The following is an 18,216-nucleotide window of genomic DNA, read 5'->3' on the forward strand; positions in this document are numbered from 1 at the left end:
AATCAAGTAGTTTTCCTATAGTAATAGTAAATTATCATGAATATTCCGTCTTTAAACCGTTTTACCTATTTCTATAAAACTTTCACAAACCTTCCCACCGATTTTCTCACCGTTCAGTTTGGCTTCGCTGTTATGAAAAACGCTGAATCCAAGAGTGAAAACGCTTGCTTATTCTATATTTTACGCCTGACAATTTCTGTTGTACACTCTTCCGCTTTTAAACCCTTAGACATTCTTCAAAATCCGTCTAAAAGGCAGAGGGTATCGTTTGATATATATGCAGCATGTTACGATAATGGAAACAGAAAGAAATAGGAAAGGATGATCTGTAGGTATCGAAGTAATGGGAATTATGAAGCTTTCGCCCGCCCCAAAAAACCAGAAGGTAATGGGAAGAAGCTCAAAGATATTCCAGTACCTTGGCTAGTTAAAATTTGGGGAAAGAAAGGTCTTGAAAAAGCTCAAGGTACCATGATTATTGAGCTTCTTGAAGAGGCTGGCTTGATTTAGAACAGCTAAAAGAGAGCTAAGTTAGAGGGAAAATCTAACTTAACTCTCTTTTGATTAAACTATAAATTAATTTGTAGGCTATCTCTAAATGTTCTTTGGCATTTTCCGTCGAAAATAAAGTAACTTATCTTTCTGCCGTTATTCGATACTTACAATAAATAACATAGGCTAACAGCACAACTGAAAAACCTAGATAAACATTAAAACCCTCACTCTGTTCGCCAGTTTTTGGAAGCTCCTTTCCACTAGGTTTCGTTCCGTCATCGGTTGGCTTAGGATCAACAATTGTAACTGTTATCTGATGATACGTAAGAATGTCTGGTATTGCCAGCTCTGTTCCTTCGGGCAACGTATTCGCAAGAGCAGCTAAGGTTTTTTCAGAAGGCATATGTGCCACCAGCAGATTAACTTTTCCTGATTTTAAAGCCTTCCAGTTTCCGTTTTCATCTACTGAGATAAACTCATTACTTTTTTCCAGATAAAAGGTACCATCATTATTGGCAATCCCTTCAATCGGATTTGCATTTAGCTTACCTGTCTCGCCAACCACTGCTTCAATCGCTGTTACATCAAACCCTGTAAAGATATCGATAATTCGAGCTTGATTTTCTGTCACATTAACTTTGATGACTTGGGTAATTGCCCGGGTTACGAGCTCCTTATCTGGATGTTTTTCTTTAATCGCCTTTATAGTGTCCTCAGATAACTCAAAATTCAACACAAATTCGGTAGTTCCTGGTGCAAGAGCCACCCATTTTCCATCTGTTCCTATTTTGATAATTTTTTCATCATACCCTGAAGCTTCAAATGTACCTGTAACTTCATCTATTCCAGCAATTGATTCTACAAGAATTTGGCCAGAAGCATTCACTTTTGCATCAATTTCCGCGATATTAAACGACGGTGTAACATCTAGCGTATCTGACGCATTAATTTGTACATCAATCGTCCTTACAATTGCTTTTTCAATTAATTTTTTCCCGGGATATTTTTCCTGAATTTTCTGTAGCGTTTCTTTAGATAAAGTAAAACTTAGTGAAAAGCTTGTACGTCCAACTCCTAGTGCAGTCCAGGTACCATCATCAGCAATCTGAATAATTGATTCATCATGTCCTATCGCCTTGAATGTACCAGAGATATTGGTTATCCCAGCTATTGGTTTCACAGATAATTTCCCATTAGTATTAATAATCGTATCAATTTTCTCTAAATCAAATTCGGGTGTAATATCAATAAACTCTTCTTCAGGCAACACAGTTACTTTAATTGTCTGGGCAGTGTCGCTCAAAATAATTTTCTTATCCGGATAATTCTTTTGAATTTCTGCCATATCCTTTTCTGAAAACTCAAAATGAATAGTTAATTCCGTTTCTCCAACTTGACGAGCTGTCCATTTTCCTTGCTCGTCAACTGTTAAAAGAGACGAATTATCAACAACTACACGTAAATGCTCGACTAAATTAATATTTTTTCCTAAATCCATAGACTGTAATTGTAATTGTCCGGTAGCTCCGACAGTTACTAAGAGTTCTTTTTCAACAACACTTGGCAGTATATCTAAGGTCTCTTCATCAGTCACTTTATTATAAAAAGACACTTCCTCCTTCAGTGAGGAATCACTCTCTCTTCCTTCAATTTTATTACTACTCATCGCCCAAAAACAACTAACAACCGCGAGACTAGTAATTAGCCCATACTTTATTTTTTTCATTCTATCCCCTCCCTAAAATTATTCTAGCATATAATTCTTTTGTTTCGAGTCCTTCTTTTAATTAAATTTAAGAAAAAGATCAAAATTCTATTCAGAAAACGTTATATTTTTGCTAGAATAAGCCTGTAGTGTAAAAATAACAAACTAGGCAAAGGAGCGTCAGTTTTGTGAAAAAGACAGGGAATGCATTATTTAAACACAGCTTGCAACTATTAACTATGTCCGCTTTATTCATTGGTGGCAGTACCGCTTCAAGCGTAACTGCTGAAAGTGTCGATGCTACAGCAGCGGAGAACCAGCGAATAACTATTTTGGGGACTTCTGATGTACATGGACAGTTATGGAACTGGTCTTACGAAGATGACAAGGCAACCCCAGTTGGTTTGTCTCAGGTAAGTACGGTTGTGAAAAATGTTCGGGCGGAAAATCCGAATGGGACAGTCTTGATTGATAATGGGGATATCGTTCAAGGAACAATCATGACAGATGATTTGTACAATAGAGAGCCGCTGCTTAGTCAGCCTCACCCCATGATTAGAGCAATGAATGAGATTCAATATGATGCGATGGTTTTGGGCAATCATGAATTCAATTTCGGTTTGGAGTTAGTTCAAAAAATCAAAGGGGAAGCCAATTTTCCGATTCTCTCAGCGAATACTTATGTAAAAGAGAGCAACAGCCGTTATGTAGGCGGAACCACATTGAAAGAGCTTGATTTAGATGGTGATTCAAAAACTGATGTAACCGTCGGGATTATCGGGCTGACTACGCCTCATATTCCTAAATGGGATGGTGCCAAGGTAGCAGACCTATATTTCAATCCACTAAAAGAAGAAGCTGAAAAAGCTGTTGCTGAATTGGAAGGCAAAGCAGATATTATTGTTGCTTCAATTCACGCTGGAAGAGAAGACAGTGATCCTGCTGCTAGTGCGGATCAGGTAATCAACAATGTTGAAGGCATCGATGCCTTCATCTTAGGTCATGATCATCGGTCATTTTCGGAGCAAATCCAAAGTCCGAGCGGAACTTCTCCAGTGGGAGCGCCTAAAGATACTGGAATTGAGATGGTTCGAATCGATCTTGATATCGAAAAAAGCAATGGAAAATGGCAGGTCAAAAATGATACAGTTGAAATTGTTAATACTAAGTTGGTGGAAGCTGATGAGGAGCTAAAAGCAGTCACAGAAGACTACCATAATACCACACGGCAATTCATTTCAGAAACTATCGGAACGGCCACAGAAGATTTTCTTCCTAAAGAAGAGGTAACTGGCATTCCAGAGGCACAGCTGCAGCCAACTGCAATGATTTCTCTCATCAATAATGTTCAGCGAAAGTTTACAGGTGCTCAACTGGCAGCTTCTGCCTTGTTTAAAGCAGACAGCAAACTGGATAAAGGAAATGTTTCCTATTCCAATATTTTTGATATTTATAAATATCCGAATACCCTAGTTAGTGTTAATATTACTGGTGAAAATCTATTGAAATACATGGAGAACCAAGCTAACTATTACAACTCGCCTCAGCCTGATGATTTAACTATCAGCTTCAATGAAGAAATTCGTGTTTATAATTATGATATTTTTTCTGGTATTGATTATAAAATAGATATTTCCAAACCAGAAGGGCAGCGGATTATCAATCCTACAATTGATGATCAACCAGTTGACTTAGCTGCAACTTATACAATTGCTATGAATAACTACCGTTATGAAGGATTGCTGGCACAGGGAATTGTCACAGAAGAGCCACTTGTATCTACAGACCCGGATACTTTGAGAGGCTTTATTGCTCAATATATCAAAGATAAGGGTACAATTGATCCGGAAGTAGAAATCGAAAGAAACTGGGAAGTCATCGGCTACAGCTTCAATGAGAACTGGCGTGATTTAGCTATCGAACTAGTTAATAGTGGGGTTCTAAAAACAACACCATCAGAGGACGGTAGGACTCCTAATGTTAAACCTATTACCAAGCAGGACGTTTTAGATGCTGGCTTCAAACCAACTACTATGACGATTATGCATACAAATGATGTGCATGGCCGCATGGAAGGAAACGGTAAAGATGTGCTAGGAATGGCTAAACTGAAAACACTAAAAGACATGAAAACTCCTGATCTGTTGATTGATGTGGGCGATGCATTCCAAGGACTGCCCATCTCTAATTTTTCTCAGGGGATGGACATGGTTGAAATCATGAATACTGTTGGCTATGATGCTATGGCCGTTGGAAATCATGAATTCGATTTTGGTTTAGATACTGCACTTCAATACAAAGAAAAATTAAACTTCCCGCTGCTTTCCAATAACACATATAAAGACGGAAAGCTGGTGTTCGAACCTTATACAATCATCGAAAAAGATGAAAAAAATTATGCGGTTATTGGTGTGACAACACCGGAAACAGCTACGAAGACACACCCGAATAATGTTGTTGGCGTAACTTTCGCTGATCCGATTACGGAGACAAAAAAAGTTATCGACACTTTAAGCCAGTCAGAAACATCAATCGATGCCTTCATTATTGCCGGACACTTAGGTATTGATGAAACGACACCAAAGGAATGGCGGGGAGATACGCTAGCTGAAGAATTAAGTAAAGCATATCCGAAGCTAAATCTGGTCGTACTTGACGGTCATTCACATACAGCTGTAAAAGGCGGCATGAAATTTGGAAATGTTTTATACACACAAACTGGAAATTATCTGAACAATGTTGGTCTGGCTAAAATTGATTTGCAAAAACTTGATAGTAAATCAGCGAACTTGCTTTCAGCTGAAAGTTTAGCTGAACTTGATGAGAATGCAGAAGTCAAAAAATTAGTGGATGAAGCGAAAAGCCGGTTTGAAGAATGGGGTTCAGAGATTGTCATCGAAAACAACCCGTACCTCTTTAATGGTGAACGCGATAATGTGCGGACCAGAGAAACAAATCTTGGAAATATGATCGGTGATGCGATGCTGGCCTATGGACAAAACGGATTCAGCACACCAACTGATTTTGCTGTGACAAATGGCGGCGGTATTCGGGCTAATATCGAACCGGGAGCTGTTACACTCGGCGATGTAATTGCTGTACTGCCTTTTGGTAATAGTATTTCTCAGATTAAAGTGACTGGCGCCCAAGTCAAAGAGATGTTCGAAATGTCGTTGCGTTCAGCTGCTCAAAAAGATGAAGCTGGAAACCTTATCCTAGATGACTATAAGCAGCCTAAACTAGGAGCAAATGGCGGATTCCTACATGTATCCAGCACAATTCGCGTCTATTATGACTCAACGAAAAAAGGAACACTTCTACCAAATGACGAAGGAAATGATACTGAAAAAGCTATTGTAGGTGAACGAGTACTTCAGATTGATGTACAAAATCGAGAGACTGGTGAATTTGCGCCAATTTCAGATGAAACAGTTTATAATATGGCTACGAATGACTTTTTAGCCGCTGGCGGTGATGGCTATGATATGCTTGGCGGAGAAAGAGAAGAGGGACCTTCACTTGATACTGTTCTAATTGACTACCTGAAGCAAGGAGCTGCACTTCGCGTGCTTGATGCTAAAACAACGATCGATTTAGCACAATACAAGGAACAGTTCCCAGGAAAACGAATCGTTTCTATTGCTGAAGCTGATTTCAACAAAAAAACTGATGAAAATGGTAATAAAGACCCTGATAAAAATTCCGACAAAGAAAACAATACGGACAACGATAAAACAAAAGACTCAACTACCGGAAAGAATACAGGTTCAGAAACTTATCCAAAAACTGGTGAAAAGATTGCTTCCTATATGAGTATAGGTCTGCTTATGACTGGGGCAGCCGGAGGCTTTTATCTTTATAATAGACGAAAATCAGCTTAAAGCAGCAACTAATTAAAAACTGATTTTCTGGCAAATTGCGTTGCTAAAACAAAGTACTGAAAAAATTATAGAGCTTGGAGTCAAAAGCAGGATTTTGTACCTACCCAAAAAAGTTAGACTTTCAGGTCTAACTTTTTTGGGTCCAAGTTCTTTTTGGCTATTCATTTTTTGTGTTTGAAAATTTAAAGAGTATTGGCAGATTTTTTACGGACTTTTTGCCAATACAAGCTATTTTAAAATCTAAAAACTCCGAGACATTAGAGCTGTCCCGGAGTTTTTATTTCAACTACTTTCCTTCAAAATAAGGAAATTTCTTAGCGTAATCTTCTTTATTAATTTGGCGGGCTCTTCCAATCGCCAAATCATGCTCTTTAACATCCTCTGTGATTGTAGAACCTGCTGCAATAACCGTTTGATTCCCTATTGTTAAAGGTGCAATTAGGTTAGAGCCTGAGCCGATGAATACCTGATCACCAACAATGGTTTGGTGTTTGTCTTTACCATCATAGTTAACAAAAACCACACCGCAGCCCACATTGATATCTTTACCCAGCTTTGCATCGCCTACATACGTAAGATGACCAACCTTCGTATCTTCGTCGATTGTCGCATTTTTTATTTCTACGAAATTACCAATATGAACTCTTTCGCCAATCTCTGCATTAGGACGAATATGTGCAAACGGTCCAACATCTGCATAACTATGAATCGTACTTTCCTCAACAACTGAATGATTGATTTTCACATTATCTTTAATCACACTGTCGACAATTTCCGTTCCTGAGCTGATGTAGCAGTCAGTGCCGATTTTTGTTGCACCTTTGATACAGACACCCGCTTCAATTACTGTATCCGAACCGATAACTACACCTTCATCAATATATGTGTTTTCCGGATCAACAAAGGTTACACCATTCATCATATGCATCTTGTTCAGGCGATGACACATGATTTTATTGGCTTTCGCCAATGCTACACGGTCATTGATTCCCATTGCTTCATCAAAATCATCCATACGGTAAGCAGCGATTGTAGCTCCCTCACCCTTCATAATTTCGATAATATCAGTTAAATAATACTCACCTTGAGCATTATTCGTATTTAGTTTGGAAAGAGCTGTAAACAAGGCTTGATTATCGAAGCAGAAGGTTCCTGTATTAATTTCCTTCACGCGGGCTTCCTCTTCTGAAGCATCTTTTTGCTCAACAATTTTCTCCACAATACCTAAATGATCACGAATAATTCGTCCATAACCAGTAGGATCTTCAGCCTGAGCTGTTAATATAGTCGCACTGGCATTTTTCCCTTGATGGTAGTCAAATAAATTCGTCAGTGTTTCTGCCGTCAGCAACGGAGTATCACCTGTAATAACCAGCGTCGTTCCTTTTTTTCCGCCCAATAGATTGTCTGCCTGCATAACTGCATGACCTGTCCCCAATTGTTCCTGCTGCAGCGCGTACTGTGTTCGATCGCCCAAATGCTGCTTAATTGCTTCTGCACCATGTCCAACGATTGTCACAATTTCAGATGGTCCTGTCTGCTCTACTTGATCAACAATATGTTCCACCATCGGTTTACCTGCAACCGGATGAAGAACTTTATACAATTTGGACTTCATGCGTGTCCCTTTACCCGCTGCCAAAATAATCACATATCTACTGTTTTCCACTCTCGCCACTCCTCGATTCCTATATTCAATCTAAATCTAACGAATTATTATTCCATCTTAGTTTAGCTTACTGAGTAACGTTTTTCAACCAAACCAATTCAAAAGATTTGTAGACCAATTATGGAACAGCTCAAGAAAAACATGGTTATACCTTTTCCACAGAACTTTTTTTCTTCCGCGTTTTTTTCACCTTTTTCCTTTGCTGCTTTAAGAATTCCTGCTCAAGCCGGATTGCCCGCTGTCTCCGCCAAAAATAAATGGAGGCAGCCGACACTATTAGAAATAAGGCTAGCCAAAAATAAAGCGGATTCTGGTCCTTTTCAGAAGAATTCAATCCTAACGCCGATTGATTCAGTGTTCCAGCTTTCTCTTCACTGATAGTAAATTCTTTTTTGAAATGCCAGCGATTACTGTCCTGATCTTCTGCAGTCAGCTCAAGCTCATACATTCCTGGATTCAACGGCTGATCCTCCCATGAAATAGAATAATCAAAATTGGAATTGGGCGCCATTGAAATCCCCTGCTTTTCTGATTTACGCAGTGGTTCACTGCTGCCTTTTTCTCTAATTACTGCTTTAATATCTAAATCTTGAATATTTATTGGCTGAGTATTTTGAAGTGTTGCAGCAACATGGGGACGATAATTTTTTAAATCCGGTGTAATTTCCTTTAGTTTCAGCTGAGGTTTCACCTGTTCTTCGTTCTCTCTTAAAACTACACCTAAGACATAGGAGTATGTATTATTAATTTGTCCCTCCACTAGCTCCGGCGCTTCTTGTTTGATATGCAAGCCGCCGAGAAGCATTCCTTTAAATGGCTGTTTTGGAACCTTTAACTTAAAAGAAGCCTTCTTATTTGAATTTGGAGGAACCGTTATTGTCTTATCATGTGTAATTAAATCTGAAAAATAGAAGGATAGCGTCTCATCTAAATCCTGCTTTGCATCAGGTTGGGTATAGTCTATGATGCCATTATTATTGGTTGTCGCTGTATTCGCTTCAAGTAAAAATATCTGTTCCTTATCGGAAGAATTGAATATATTGACAGTGAGCTCCTGTTCCTGTCCTGGAGAGACCAACAAATCAAAATAGGTAGAGTTGCCGGCCCGCTGATTTTCTGGAAGATCCGCACTAATAGAATAATCAATTTCATTTTCAGCTGCTTCTGCTGTTAAGCTTGTAAGCACTAATGCAACCAGCAGAAATACAATAGTAATGAGTGTTGCTTGCTTCTTCATTTTCATCCTCGCTTTTATTTTATCGGACTAACAACTGAGAAAAATATTGGCATTCCTATATTTTAATCTCCTAAAAATAAATAAACTGTTCTTTAATTTCTTGATAATCTTACAACTAATAAAGGTATACGTACTCCTTTAAAGACCGTAGCAAAACTTCTCCCTTCTTAGCAATTCTACTGCTTAGAAGCTTGATGAAGTCAAAAATATGTACAGCAAGAACTGTAAAGGCAAAAGCAGTCCTCTGGAAAATAAGAAAGGCAGTTGTAGAAATTTTTCCTACTCCCCAGAGACAGAGGCTTTTGTCATCATTTATTTATTTTTTGATTAAATTCCGCTAACCAATGTATATTCGATTGTACCGTTATAGCTTCCTTTAACCGCTGTTTCTGCGACTTTGATTTTTGCTGCAGCGGGCGCGAAAGTGGTTTTTCCTCTACCAACTGCTGCTCGACCGACGATATTGGCTGTTTTCAAAATTTCAACATCCTGCTCGACAGACACATTATTCCCTGATCCTGTTGCTGGAGTTCCCATGGTTAATTGGAAGTTTGTGACTGGCAATTCAATGTCGGCTGTTCCTTTCAAGGCGGAAGCTATAGCCGTTACCCGCCAAGGCAGTGACGCATCTCCATCTTCCAGTCCTCGACGGTCATCCACCTGCACAGCTTCTGAACTTGTCGCTGTTAAATCGTATAATCCATTAACTGCCTCCTGAGATAAATCCAGCTGACTAAACGTCATTGCTCCACCTGCTGCCAAGCTAAATACAGGTGTATTTCCACCACTGCTGCCGTCATCGACACCTACCGTTGTTGTCGTTTTGTTTACTGCGTATGCAGATGGTGCAGCAATTCCCGCAGCTCCTAAAATAAGTACGCTTGCTCCTATCAATTTTCTTACTTTCATATCGTATGATTCCTCCTAAATTTTTGTTTTTACTATATGCTATCCACCAGCAGCCAGCTTTTTTCTGCATGAAAAATTCCTTGCGGCTGCTTTGGCGGTAAATACAGCCAAATATCATTAGACTTTACTGTATAAATAAACTGACCCTTTTTTGTTCCATCACTATAAAGGACCTGATCAAACTCTTGATGCTCCTCCTTAAAATCCTCTGAGGAGAATCCTTTTCCTGTAATTCCTTCTGTCGCTCCTGTTACAGAACCTTTTCCCACATGATAGCTAACACCTTTAAGGGTTTCATTTTTTTCATTCACAAACGGAGAAACCTTTAGATTTAGCTTCCAAGGTGATGTGCTTTGTCTCAAATCTTCAATCTCTATAACTAAATCAGTATCAGAATAAAAGGTCATCGCTTGTTTTTTTATTGCTTTTTCTCCGAAACTGACATGGCTTACATTCGTAATTTTTAAATCTCCAAAAGAAACTTTGTCACCTGTTACTGTTATCTCTGTTCTTTCAATAGTACTTGCTTCACTGGAAATAGGCAGTATAATTGCTGAGAAAACTATCGGTAAAAAAAGACAGCTGATTTTATGCTTAAACTTCACCTTGATTTCTCCACCTTTCTATGCCTCCTGCCAGCAGCAATAAGCCTGCCCCTAGCAAAACGTATTGCATTTGAATAACTTCATTTGCTTTAGGAAAAACACGCTGTCCTTGATTTTCAGCGGTCTTGATTTCAGAGCTTTGTTCAGCAGAATCACTTGTTCCCTCTTGATAGATTGTGATTCCTACTTTACTTTTATTTTCTGAAGCTACGGCTGAAACAGGGTTCAACAGGAATAGCATCAGCATCAAAAACACTGTCAAAAACCATTGTCTGTTCATTTTTTCATCCCCGCCTTTCGCTTCAAGAAATGCCATCCTGCAGTGTCCAGTTAATCACTGCTGAATAATTTCCCTTGATTACTGTATCATTTACCTGCAGTAAAATACCTTCGTCTTCAGACCAGGTCTTCTTAAATGAACCTTGCTGGCGAATAAGAAGCAGCTGCTCGTCTACCTGATTATCCCCAGATGTTCCAGTTCCTGTTTCAGAAAAATATAGTTTTCCTGATAATAATTGATTTTTTCCAGATACCTGCAGCGGCTGTTCAACTGTCGCTACTAAAACCCATGGCGAAGCATTCGCAGCTCTTAAATCAGATACTTCTACATACATTTTATTCCCAGCTATCCGCGGATAGCTCTTTTGACCATTTTCTATCTGGTTAATCGCAATTTCTCCGAAATCAATTTGATTTGGCACTGAAACTAGAGTAAGAGAACCTATTACCGTTACTTTTTTAATAATTTCATTCGAGGCAAGCTGATTTTTATCTTTAGCTTTCACAGTCAGCTGATAATCACCCGCCGGCAGTTGCCCAAAATTCACTTGAATCATTCCACGCCCTTGATAAATTCCGTTATTATCCGTAGTAAAGATCTCTTCTCTTTTTATGTCCTCTGGGATACTCGTGCTAAGGTCATCCAAAACAAAGCTCACAGTGCCTGTATCAGCTACATTTAATTCTTCCCAGTAGGCCTTAACCTCAAGCTCCTGCTCTATAGAAAGCTGATCAGGCACTTCAAGTTGCTCCAATTCAGGAGATAGATTGCTATTCAAACGAAAAAAGCCAGGATGAGTGGAAAAGGACAACGCCTCTCCTACATTGTTTACTGCTGATAAGGTTGTTTTTCCACCATCAATTTTTTTCTCCAGAGGCTTTTCGGGCGTTCTTTCTGACTCTTTCATTTCAACATCAAACGATAACTGCAGCTTATCTCCTTTTACAAGAGAGAGTGGCTGCTTACTTGTAAAGCGTAAGTTACCTTCAGAAATTTCTACTTGATTGTCTATATTTTGTCCATTTTTTAACATCTGAATATTTGCCTCTTCTTGTGAAAACAAACTATTCGAATCAAGTTGTTTGTCTATTGTAATGTTTTTTAACTCACCTGTTCCTTTTATATCTTCCAAATCAATACTATACCTTAGCTTTTGTCCTCCTGTGACCAGTGTATCAATCACATTTTGCCCCTGTTCATTTTTTACAGACTCAATAATCGAAGTAAAAATAGGTCTTGGAAATTCTTCGAAAACTATTCGAGCATCCATACTAGCTTTGCCTGTAGAGCCGGTAAAGCCCCAATATACCAGTTTGGTTCCAAAGACAGCCTGCGGGTCCAAGCTAATCGTTTTACTTCCAAGTTGATCAAAGCTGTAGGTCAGCTTACTTTCAGAAGCGTCCCAGCGGATAGAGAGCTGATGCCATTTGCCGTCCCCGAATGTGTCGACTGCCTGGGCATCTTTGTGCACCAACGTACGATTTAACAAACCATTTCGTCCGTAAGAAGAAGCCATTCCTGGATAGTTCCAGGCGACATGACCATATGGCTTAGTATCATCACTGCCATTCGTGGTTCCTTTATCCATCCCATCCTTATTAATGTGATTATCAAATTCTATCGCTAAAGAGTTCGTAATGGCTCCTCTAGCACTAGTTGTATTGTTCGCTTGTGCCCAGACACCCAGAGAAGCACCACCGCCAAACACATTGCCGCCTTTTGAAGATTTGGCATAGGCATTCTTTCCTTCTTTATCCGCATGCATAACAAATGCCATTCCGTCTCCAACCTTTTTGTCTTCCGGCTTACTGCCGCTGGAAGGATCTACACCAAAATAAAGCCACATACTTGTAGAGAAGTCATAGTTCAGATTCATCCGATACTCGTCCTCTGACCAGATAGCACCATTCCCATAGGTAGAATTTCGTTTTGTCACATTAACAATGTCATACCCATCTGCCTTGGTTACATTACTTACTACTCCTTGCCCATTTACAACTGGATAAAAGTAATTGTCCAGCTTAATCAGCCGATCCTTCACTTGATTAATATCTGCAATACCGTTTAAAGCAGCTGCTTCACCAGAATTCGGAAAGATAAATAGTGTGCTTAATAAAAAAAGAAATAATATTGGCTTAACTTTTTTTATAACCAAAAAGATAATTACCTCCTTTCAAAAATTATCCAAACCTTGACTTTCAACAGTATAAAGCCATGATTTAGAAATAACAAATACACTATCAAATTGAATTTTCCGTCATCTAAAGTCTCGTTTTCTATTATTTTTTGAAGCTTTCTATTAATTTTTTCAGAAAAAAATTTTCCTTATTGACGCTTTTCTTCATATATGCAATTCTATTTCGATTCCAAAGCAATAAATTTCCAATCGTTTATTGTTTTTATAACAAATGTTCTTTTGTTATTTAAAAAAAAGAAAAAACCTAACTATTTTTAAAATAGCTAAGCTTTTTCTTTTTTTAAGATTTGACTTTTATACAGAAAAATTTTTAATCTTGGAAATAGTTTCCGGCTACTACATTGATTGTTTTGGTCTGTGTATCAACGTCTTTTACATAAAGCAGCGAAGTATAATCATTAATCGCTCGCTGACCGTTAAATTTAGATTCCGCAAACACTGTAATGCCTACCAGTTCCGCTTCAAACTCTTCAATCAGGCTCTTCATACCATTTACAGTACCGCCGCCCTTCATAAAGTCATCCACAACCAGTACCCGTGAGCCTCTTGCCAAGCTGCGCTTGGAAAGCTCCATTTTTTCAATACGCTCAGATGAACCAGAGACATAATTCACACTTACAGTTGATCCTTCAGTAATTTTAGAATCCCTGCGAACGATAACAAAAGGAACATTCAAATAGTAAGAGACGGCCTGGGCAATAGGTACCCCTTTGGTAGCAACCGTCATCACAGCATCGACCTTCTGATCTAAGTACATTGAAGCAATCACACGGCCAATTTGGCGGAGTAATTCGGGCTGACCCAGTAAATCAGAAAGATAAACGTAGCCCCCCGGCAGCAGACGATCTTGTTCAGATAATCGATTCCCCAGCTCCATAATGAATTGTTTCGCTTCTTCATACGGAATCTTAGGAATAAATTTCACCCCACCGGCAGCTCCTGGAACGGTTTCCAGTAGACCAGTCCCTCTTTGTTGAAATGTTTTCTTGATAATCGCAAGATCCTCACTGATTGATGATTTTGCAGACTGATACCTTTCTGCAAAAAAAGTTAAAGAAACCAATGTATGTGGATGGCTAAGTAAATACTGAGTCATATCAATCAAGCGCTCACTTCTGCGTGTCTTCAAAATCTGTTCACTTCCTTTTTTCATTGTCGCTCCTTATTATAAGGGTTTAGACTAAAAAATTCGAGTATTTTTATAAAAAAAACTAAAATAGTTCGCAATTTATGGCAAAAAAAAGAAGATAAGGAAAAGAATCTTCGTTTTTCCTTATCTTTCATTCAGTTTTTTATTTCTTAAAGAGACTGTGACTACATGACGAACAATGTTAATCACCAGAAAAATACCAATAAAAGCTAGTGTGATGGTTGCACTTGGCGGTGTTTCCAGATAATAGGAACCTGCAAGACCAGACATCATTCCAACCAGGCCGACAACTGTACTAATTAAGATGACTGAATTAAAGCCTTTGCCGATCCTCATTCCAGCAGCAGCAGGTAAAACCATAATCGCTGAAATCAACAGCGCACCGGCTATTGGAATCATCACGGCAATCGCCACTCCGGTAATAACATTAAACAGCATCGACATCCAGCGAATCGGCAGACCATCTACATGAGCAGTGTCCTCATCAAAGGTCAAAACATACATTGGCCGTTTAAACAGGAAGAATAAAATGATTAGAACAACAAACAGGACAGCTAGAATAATTACCTGTTCCCAAGTGATTGTAACAATTGAACCAAACAAATAGGATTGAATACTTGTAGCTGAACTTCCGCTGTTCAGATTCATTAAGACCAGCGCCAGCGCTAGACCTCCCGACATCAGAATTGCGATTGAGATTTCAGAATAGGTGCTGTAAAGTCCCCTCAGATACTCTAAAATCATCGCTGCAGCGATTACCACTAGCAAAGTAGTCAAATTAGGACTCAAGTTAAAGAACAGTCCTAATGCTACCCCTGCCAGCGATACGTGAGACAAGGTATCCGCCATCAGCGACTGCCGGCGGATTACTAGAAATACCCCTAACATTGGGGCAATTACAGAAATAAAACCAGCGGCTAGAAAAGCCCTTCTCATGAACTCATATGAAAACATCTCCATTGAGAATCCTCCTTTCGCACCAGACGAATCTGGCGGTCAGCGTAAGCTTTTATATCTTCATGATCATGAGTAATCATCAAAATAGCTTTTCCATGATCATGAGCGTTATGCCGCAGCAGGCGATAGAATTCATTACGTGATTCTTCATCCATACCAGTTGTTGGCTCATCTAGGATAAATAAATCCGGGTCAGTAGCAAAAAGCCTCGCTAAGCTAATTCTCTGCTTTTGTCCTCCAGATAGTTCACCAATACGTTTATGGCGCATATTCCACATTCCTACAGCCTTTAAAGCTTTTTCTACATGGAGATGATCCTTTTCAGTCAGCGGCTTAAACCAGCGCTTTCTAGGAAAACGGCCAGAACGTACCAGCTCCAAAACGGTACTAGGGAAGCCTGCGTTAAACGAAGCAATTTGCTGAGGAATATAGCCCATGCTGATTTTTTCTCCGTCCGCATTTTTGTCCGCTAAAGTAATCGTTCCACTGGTTGGTTTAAGCAGACCGAGCGTACTCTTTATCAATGTCGATTTAGCTGCACCGTTTTCCCCTGTCAAAATGACAAACTCCCCTGGGTCAACATAATAAGAAACATCCTCCAGCACAGGCTCGTCATCATAATAAAAGGTCAAATTTTTCACATCAATATAGTGCATACCCCTGCTGCACCTCCTTTTCGCTTCAAAGTTTGGGACATAACAAAGGTCCAAACTCCTCTTTTTCTAAAATTCGAATAGACTGCGGTACAAAAGCAGCTTTTTTCGGAAATAAGCCGAACTTTCTTTAAAATTTGTAAAGTTGTTCAGAAAAAATCCTTCTTATTGCTGAAAAACACAGTGAGGTACGAACTGCTTTTGAATAGTATCTATCTGGTTCTCAAAGCTTAACGCTTCTGTCCCGGTCTTTCAATCATTTCTTTATTTTGTTTCTATCCGTTTAGCGGATACTCTTTTTCAAGGCAGCAAGATTTTCCTGCATAACAGATAGATAGTCTTTCCCATCTTTCTGCTCATCTTCAGTCAGACTTTCCAATGTTTGTAAAACAGACAATTCCACACCTGTTTCATTAGCCAATGTTTCTGCTACCTTGGAAGAAGCAGTCGCTTCAAAATAGATTACCTTTACTTGGTGTTCATCGATGAATGTTTTCAACTCTGCCAACCGGCTTGGCGAAGGCTCCTGATCAGGAGAGATACCAGAAACTGATTCCTGTGTTAAGCCATACTGCTTAGCCAGGTAGCCAAATGCAGCATGCTGCGTGATAAATGTTTTGTTCTCAGCATTGGCAAAAGCAGTTTTATATTCTCCATCTAAGGCTTTCAGCTTTTCAATATAAGCGGCAGCATTTTTTTCGAATACAGTTTTTTTATCTGGGTATTTTTTTACTAATCCATCGCGAATTTCCTCAACTTCTTTTTGCGCTAAAACTGGATCAAGCCAAACATGAGGGTCAAGCTCATGACTATGATCATGTCCTTCATGAGCTGCGTCTTCTTCGTGATCATGGTCGTGGTCTTCTTCACTGCCTTCCATCAAATCAATCTTCTGACTTGCTTCTATGACAGCTACCTTCTTTTGATCTACGTTATTAAGAATATCTTCTGACCAAGTCTCAAACTCTTTACTATTGTATACAAAAACATCCGCATCAGAAATTCTCGCAATATCCTTTGCACTAGGCTCAAAGTCATGGGCATCTGTTCCAGAAGGAATAAGCAGTTCCACAGTCCCTTCATCACCCACTACCTGACTAGCGAAGTCATACATCGGATAGAAAGTAGTCATTATCTTGATGCCGTTCTCATTCGTTTCATTGGAAGATGCTGTTTTCGAGTTTCCACATGCACTCAATAAAAGCAATGAACCAACTAACAGCATACCGATACCTGTACTATATTTCAAAAATTTTCTCTTCATCATCTCTCTCCATTCCGATTTATTTAGACAAATCGTAATTTTTACGATTTAAGAGCAAGAACTACTTTATCAGAAGAAAAAAATTTCGTCAAGACAAACATAGAAATTTTCTATGTTTATTTTTTAGATTAAGAATCTATAAGAATAAAAAGCGAAGGATTGTGTCGGAAAACACTGCCCTTCGCTTCACATTTTATTTACTACTTCAATGTCCGAACAAGGTAAACCTCATCACAAAAACCTTTTAAGCCATTATAAATTCTTTGAGCCCGCGATTTTTTATCACACAATGCAAATACAGTAGGGCCGCTACCGCTCATTAATGCTGCATCAGCACCAAATTTCAGCATCCGATCCTTAATCTGCTGGACAACGGGGTATCTTTGAATGGTCACTGATTCCAGTGCATTGCCAATTTGTTCAGTCATTTTTTGATAATCCTGTGCCAGTACCGCATCTTTCAATCCCTTGATATCTGGATGCTGAATACTATTAAAGGAAAGACTGCCAAAAATAGAGGCCGTTGAAACACTCATTTTGGGTTTTACTAATACAACCCAGCATTGCGGCATTGGCGGCAGTTTCTCAATTTTCTCACCTCTGCCAGTAACAAATGCAGTACCGCCTTCAATACAATACGGGACATCTGAACCAATCTCACTGCCTAGCTCTGCCAATTCTTGATTGGTTAATTCCAATTGCCATAATCGGTTTAAACCTCGAAGAGCTGCTGCGCAGTCGCTGCTGCCGCCTGCTAATCCTGCTGCTACAGGAACCTGCTTCTCAATGTATATTCTGACACCTTCTTGAATCGATAGTCTCCGCTTCAGCAGTTCTGCCGCTGCATAGACATGATTTTTTTTATCTAGAGGAATAAAAGAATTGTTTGATTCCAAAATAATTCGATTCTCCGGCAGTGTTTCGAAAATCAGCCGATCAGCTAAATCTACACTCGCCATAACCATCTCTAATTCATGATAGCCGTCTTCTCTCTTATATAATGCATCCAGCCCTAAGTTTATTTTCGCTGGCGCTTTTTCAATTATCTCCATTTCCCCACCTATTTCTCTGCATTGCCATCCTGTCGTACAATCCTTTAAAATTCTAACATATGTTTTTACCGAAGTACATATGAAAAACACCAGGATATAGATAGAAGACGCTGCAAACAAAAAAAGCCAAGCAAGACAATGACCTGTCCTGCTTCGCTTAAT

14 protein-coding genes are annotated in these 18,216 nt (G+C 39.2%); 2 read left to right on the forward strand and 12 right to left on the reverse strand.

The window, feature by feature from the left end:
• Positions 1–321 precede the first annotated feature (321 nt).
• Positions 322–510 carry a hypothetical protein gene (locus ACYSNQ_RS10250; RefSeq protein ID WP_426083047.1) on the forward strand — a complete coding sequence of 63 codons (189 nt, stop codon included), beginning with the start codon at positions 322–324 and terminating at the stop codon, positions 508–510.
• A 124-nt stretch (positions 511–634) separates the two neighbouring features.
• On the opposite strand, the gene ACYSNQ_RS10255 is transcribed toward ACYSNQ_RS10250, so the two are convergent.
• The gene (locus tag ACYSNQ_RS10255) at positions 635–2,221 is read right to left on the reverse strand and encodes an LPXTG cell wall anchor domain-containing protein (protein WP_426083048.1); all 1,587 of its coding nucleotides are present in this window, start codon (positions 2,219–2,221) and stop codon (positions 635–637) included.
• 218 nt (positions 2,222–2,439) lie between these two features.
• Between ACYSNQ_RS10255 and ACYSNQ_RS10260 the strand changes: the two genes are divergently transcribed.
• Positions 2,440–6,081, forward strand: coding sequence for a 5'-nucleotidase C-terminal domain-containing protein (locus ACYSNQ_RS10260; RefSeq protein ID WP_426083252.1), 3,642 nt, complete (start codon positions 2,440–2,442; stop codon positions 6,079–6,081).
• Between the two features lie 286 nt (positions 6,082–6,367).
• On the opposite strand, the gene glmU is transcribed toward ACYSNQ_RS10260, so the two are convergent.
• The 11 genes from glmU to ispE form a co-directional block, all read right to left on the reverse strand.
• Positions 6,368–7,750 (reverse strand): bifunctional UDP-N-acetylglucosamine diphosphorylase/glucosamine-1-phosphate N-acetyltransferase GlmU, encoded by a 1,383-nt coding sequence (gene glmU, locus ACYSNQ_RS10265; protein ID WP_461731385.1) that lies wholly within the window; start codon positions 7,748–7,750, stop codon positions 6,368–6,370.
• 145 nt (positions 7,751–7,895) lie between these two features.
• Positions 7,896–8,987 carry a DUF916 and DUF3324 domain-containing protein gene (locus tag ACYSNQ_RS10270; protein ID WP_426083052.1) on the reverse strand — a complete coding sequence of 364 codons (1,092 nt, stop codon included), beginning with the start codon at positions 8,985–8,987 and terminating at the stop codon, positions 7,896–7,898.
• A gap of 327 nt (positions 8,988–9,314) precedes the next feature.
• The gene (locus ACYSNQ_RS10275; RefSeq protein ID WP_426083054.1) at positions 9,315–9,896 is read right to left on the reverse strand and encodes a WxL domain-containing protein; all 582 of its coding nucleotides are present in this window, start codon (positions 9,894–9,896) and stop codon (positions 9,315–9,317) included.
• A gap of 32 nt (positions 9,897–9,928) precedes the next feature.
• Entirely contained in the window at positions 9,929–10,501 is a 573-nt protein-coding gene (locus ACYSNQ_RS10280; protein WP_426083056.1) for a WxL domain-containing protein, read from the reverse strand.
• Positions 10,491–10,817 carry a hypothetical protein gene (locus ACYSNQ_RS10285; protein ID WP_426083058.1) on the reverse strand — a complete coding sequence of 109 codons (327 nt, stop codon included), beginning with the start codon at positions 10,815–10,817 and terminating at the stop codon, positions 10,491–10,493. Before ACYSNQ_RS10285 ends, ACYSNQ_RS10280 begins: the two co-directional genes overlap by 11 nt.
• Positions 10,804–12,936, reverse strand: coding sequence for a lectin-like domain-containing protein (locus tag ACYSNQ_RS10290; RefSeq protein WP_426083060.1), 2,133 nt, complete (start codon positions 12,934–12,936; stop codon positions 10,804–10,806). Before ACYSNQ_RS10290 ends, ACYSNQ_RS10285 begins: the two co-directional genes overlap by 14 nt.
• A gap of 352 nt (positions 12,937–13,288) precedes the next feature.
• The gene (gene purR / locus ACYSNQ_RS10295) at positions 13,289–14,107 is read right to left on the reverse strand and encodes a pur operon repressor (RefSeq protein ID WP_426083254.1); all 819 of its coding nucleotides are present in this window, start codon (positions 14,105–14,107) and stop codon (positions 13,289–13,291) included.
• Positions 14,108–14,251: 144 nt separating this feature from the next.
• On the reverse strand, positions 14,252–15,088 hold the full coding sequence (locus ACYSNQ_RS10300; protein ID WP_426083062.1) for a metal ABC transporter permease: 837 nt from the start codon (positions 15,086–15,088) through the stop codon (positions 14,252–14,254).
• Positions 15,061–15,741: a metal ABC transporter ATP-binding protein gene (locus tag ACYSNQ_RS10305; protein ID WP_426083064.1), complete on the reverse strand. Its 681-nt coding sequence runs from the start codon at positions 15,739–15,741 to the stop codon at positions 15,061–15,063. Before ACYSNQ_RS10305 ends, ACYSNQ_RS10300 begins: the two co-directional genes overlap by 28 nt.
• 280 nt (positions 15,742–16,021) lie before the next feature.
• Complete coding sequence (locus ACYSNQ_RS10310; protein WP_426083066.1) at positions 16,022–17,002, reverse strand: metal ABC transporter substrate-binding protein; 981 nt, start codon at positions 17,000–17,002, stop codon at positions 16,022–16,024.
• Between the two features lie 200 nt (positions 17,003–17,202).
• Positions 17,203–18,054 carry a 4-(cytidine 5'-diphospho)-2-C-methyl-D-erythritol kinase gene (ispE, locus tag ACYSNQ_RS10315; RefSeq protein ID WP_426083068.1) on the reverse strand — a complete coding sequence of 284 codons (852 nt, stop codon included), beginning with the start codon at positions 18,052–18,054 and terminating at the stop codon, positions 17,203–17,205.
• Positions 18,055–18,216: the final 162 nt, after the last annotated feature.

Source organism: Enterococcus sp. LJL51, from assembly GCF_054871795.1.

Coding starts and splice junctions, on each gene's coding strand:
- ACYSNQ_RS10285 (WP_426083058.1), bottom strand. CDS start 10,817: ATGGCATTTCTTGAAGCGAAAGGCGGGGATGAAAAAATGAACAGACAA.
- ACYSNQ_RS10260 (WP_426083252.1), top strand. CDS start 2,440: ATGTCCGCTTTATTCATTGGTGGCAGTACCGCTTCAAGCGTAACTGCT.
- ACYSNQ_RS10300 (WP_426083062.1), bottom strand. CDS start 15,088: ATGGAGATGTTTTCATATGAGTTCATGAGAAGGGCTTTTCTAGCCGCT.
- ACYSNQ_RS10250 (WP_426083047.1), top strand. CDS start 322: ATGATCTGTAGGTATCGAAGTAATGGGAATTATGAAGCTTTCGCCCGC.
- ACYSNQ_RS10310 (WP_426083066.1), bottom strand. CDS start 17,002: ATGAAGAGAAAATTTTTGAAATATAGTACAGGTATCGGTATGCTGTTA.
- ispE (WP_426083068.1), bottom strand. CDS start 18,054: ATGGAGATAATTGAAAAAGCGCCAGCGAAAATAAACTTAGGGCTGGAT.
- ACYSNQ_RS10255 (WP_426083048.1), bottom strand. CDS start 2,221: ATGAAAAAAATAAAGTATGGGCTAATTACTAGTCTCGCGGTTGTTAGT.
- ACYSNQ_RS10305 (WP_426083064.1), bottom strand. CDS start 15,741: ATGCACTATATTGATGTGAAAAATTTGACCTTTTATTATGATGACGAG.
- ACYSNQ_RS10275 (WP_426083054.1), bottom strand. CDS start 9,896: ATGAAAGTAAGAAAATTGATAGGAGCAAGCGTACTTATTTTAGGAGCT.
- ACYSNQ_RS10270 (WP_426083052.1), bottom strand. CDS start 8,987: ATGAAGAAGCAAGCAACACTCATTACTATTGTATTTCTGCTGGTTGCA.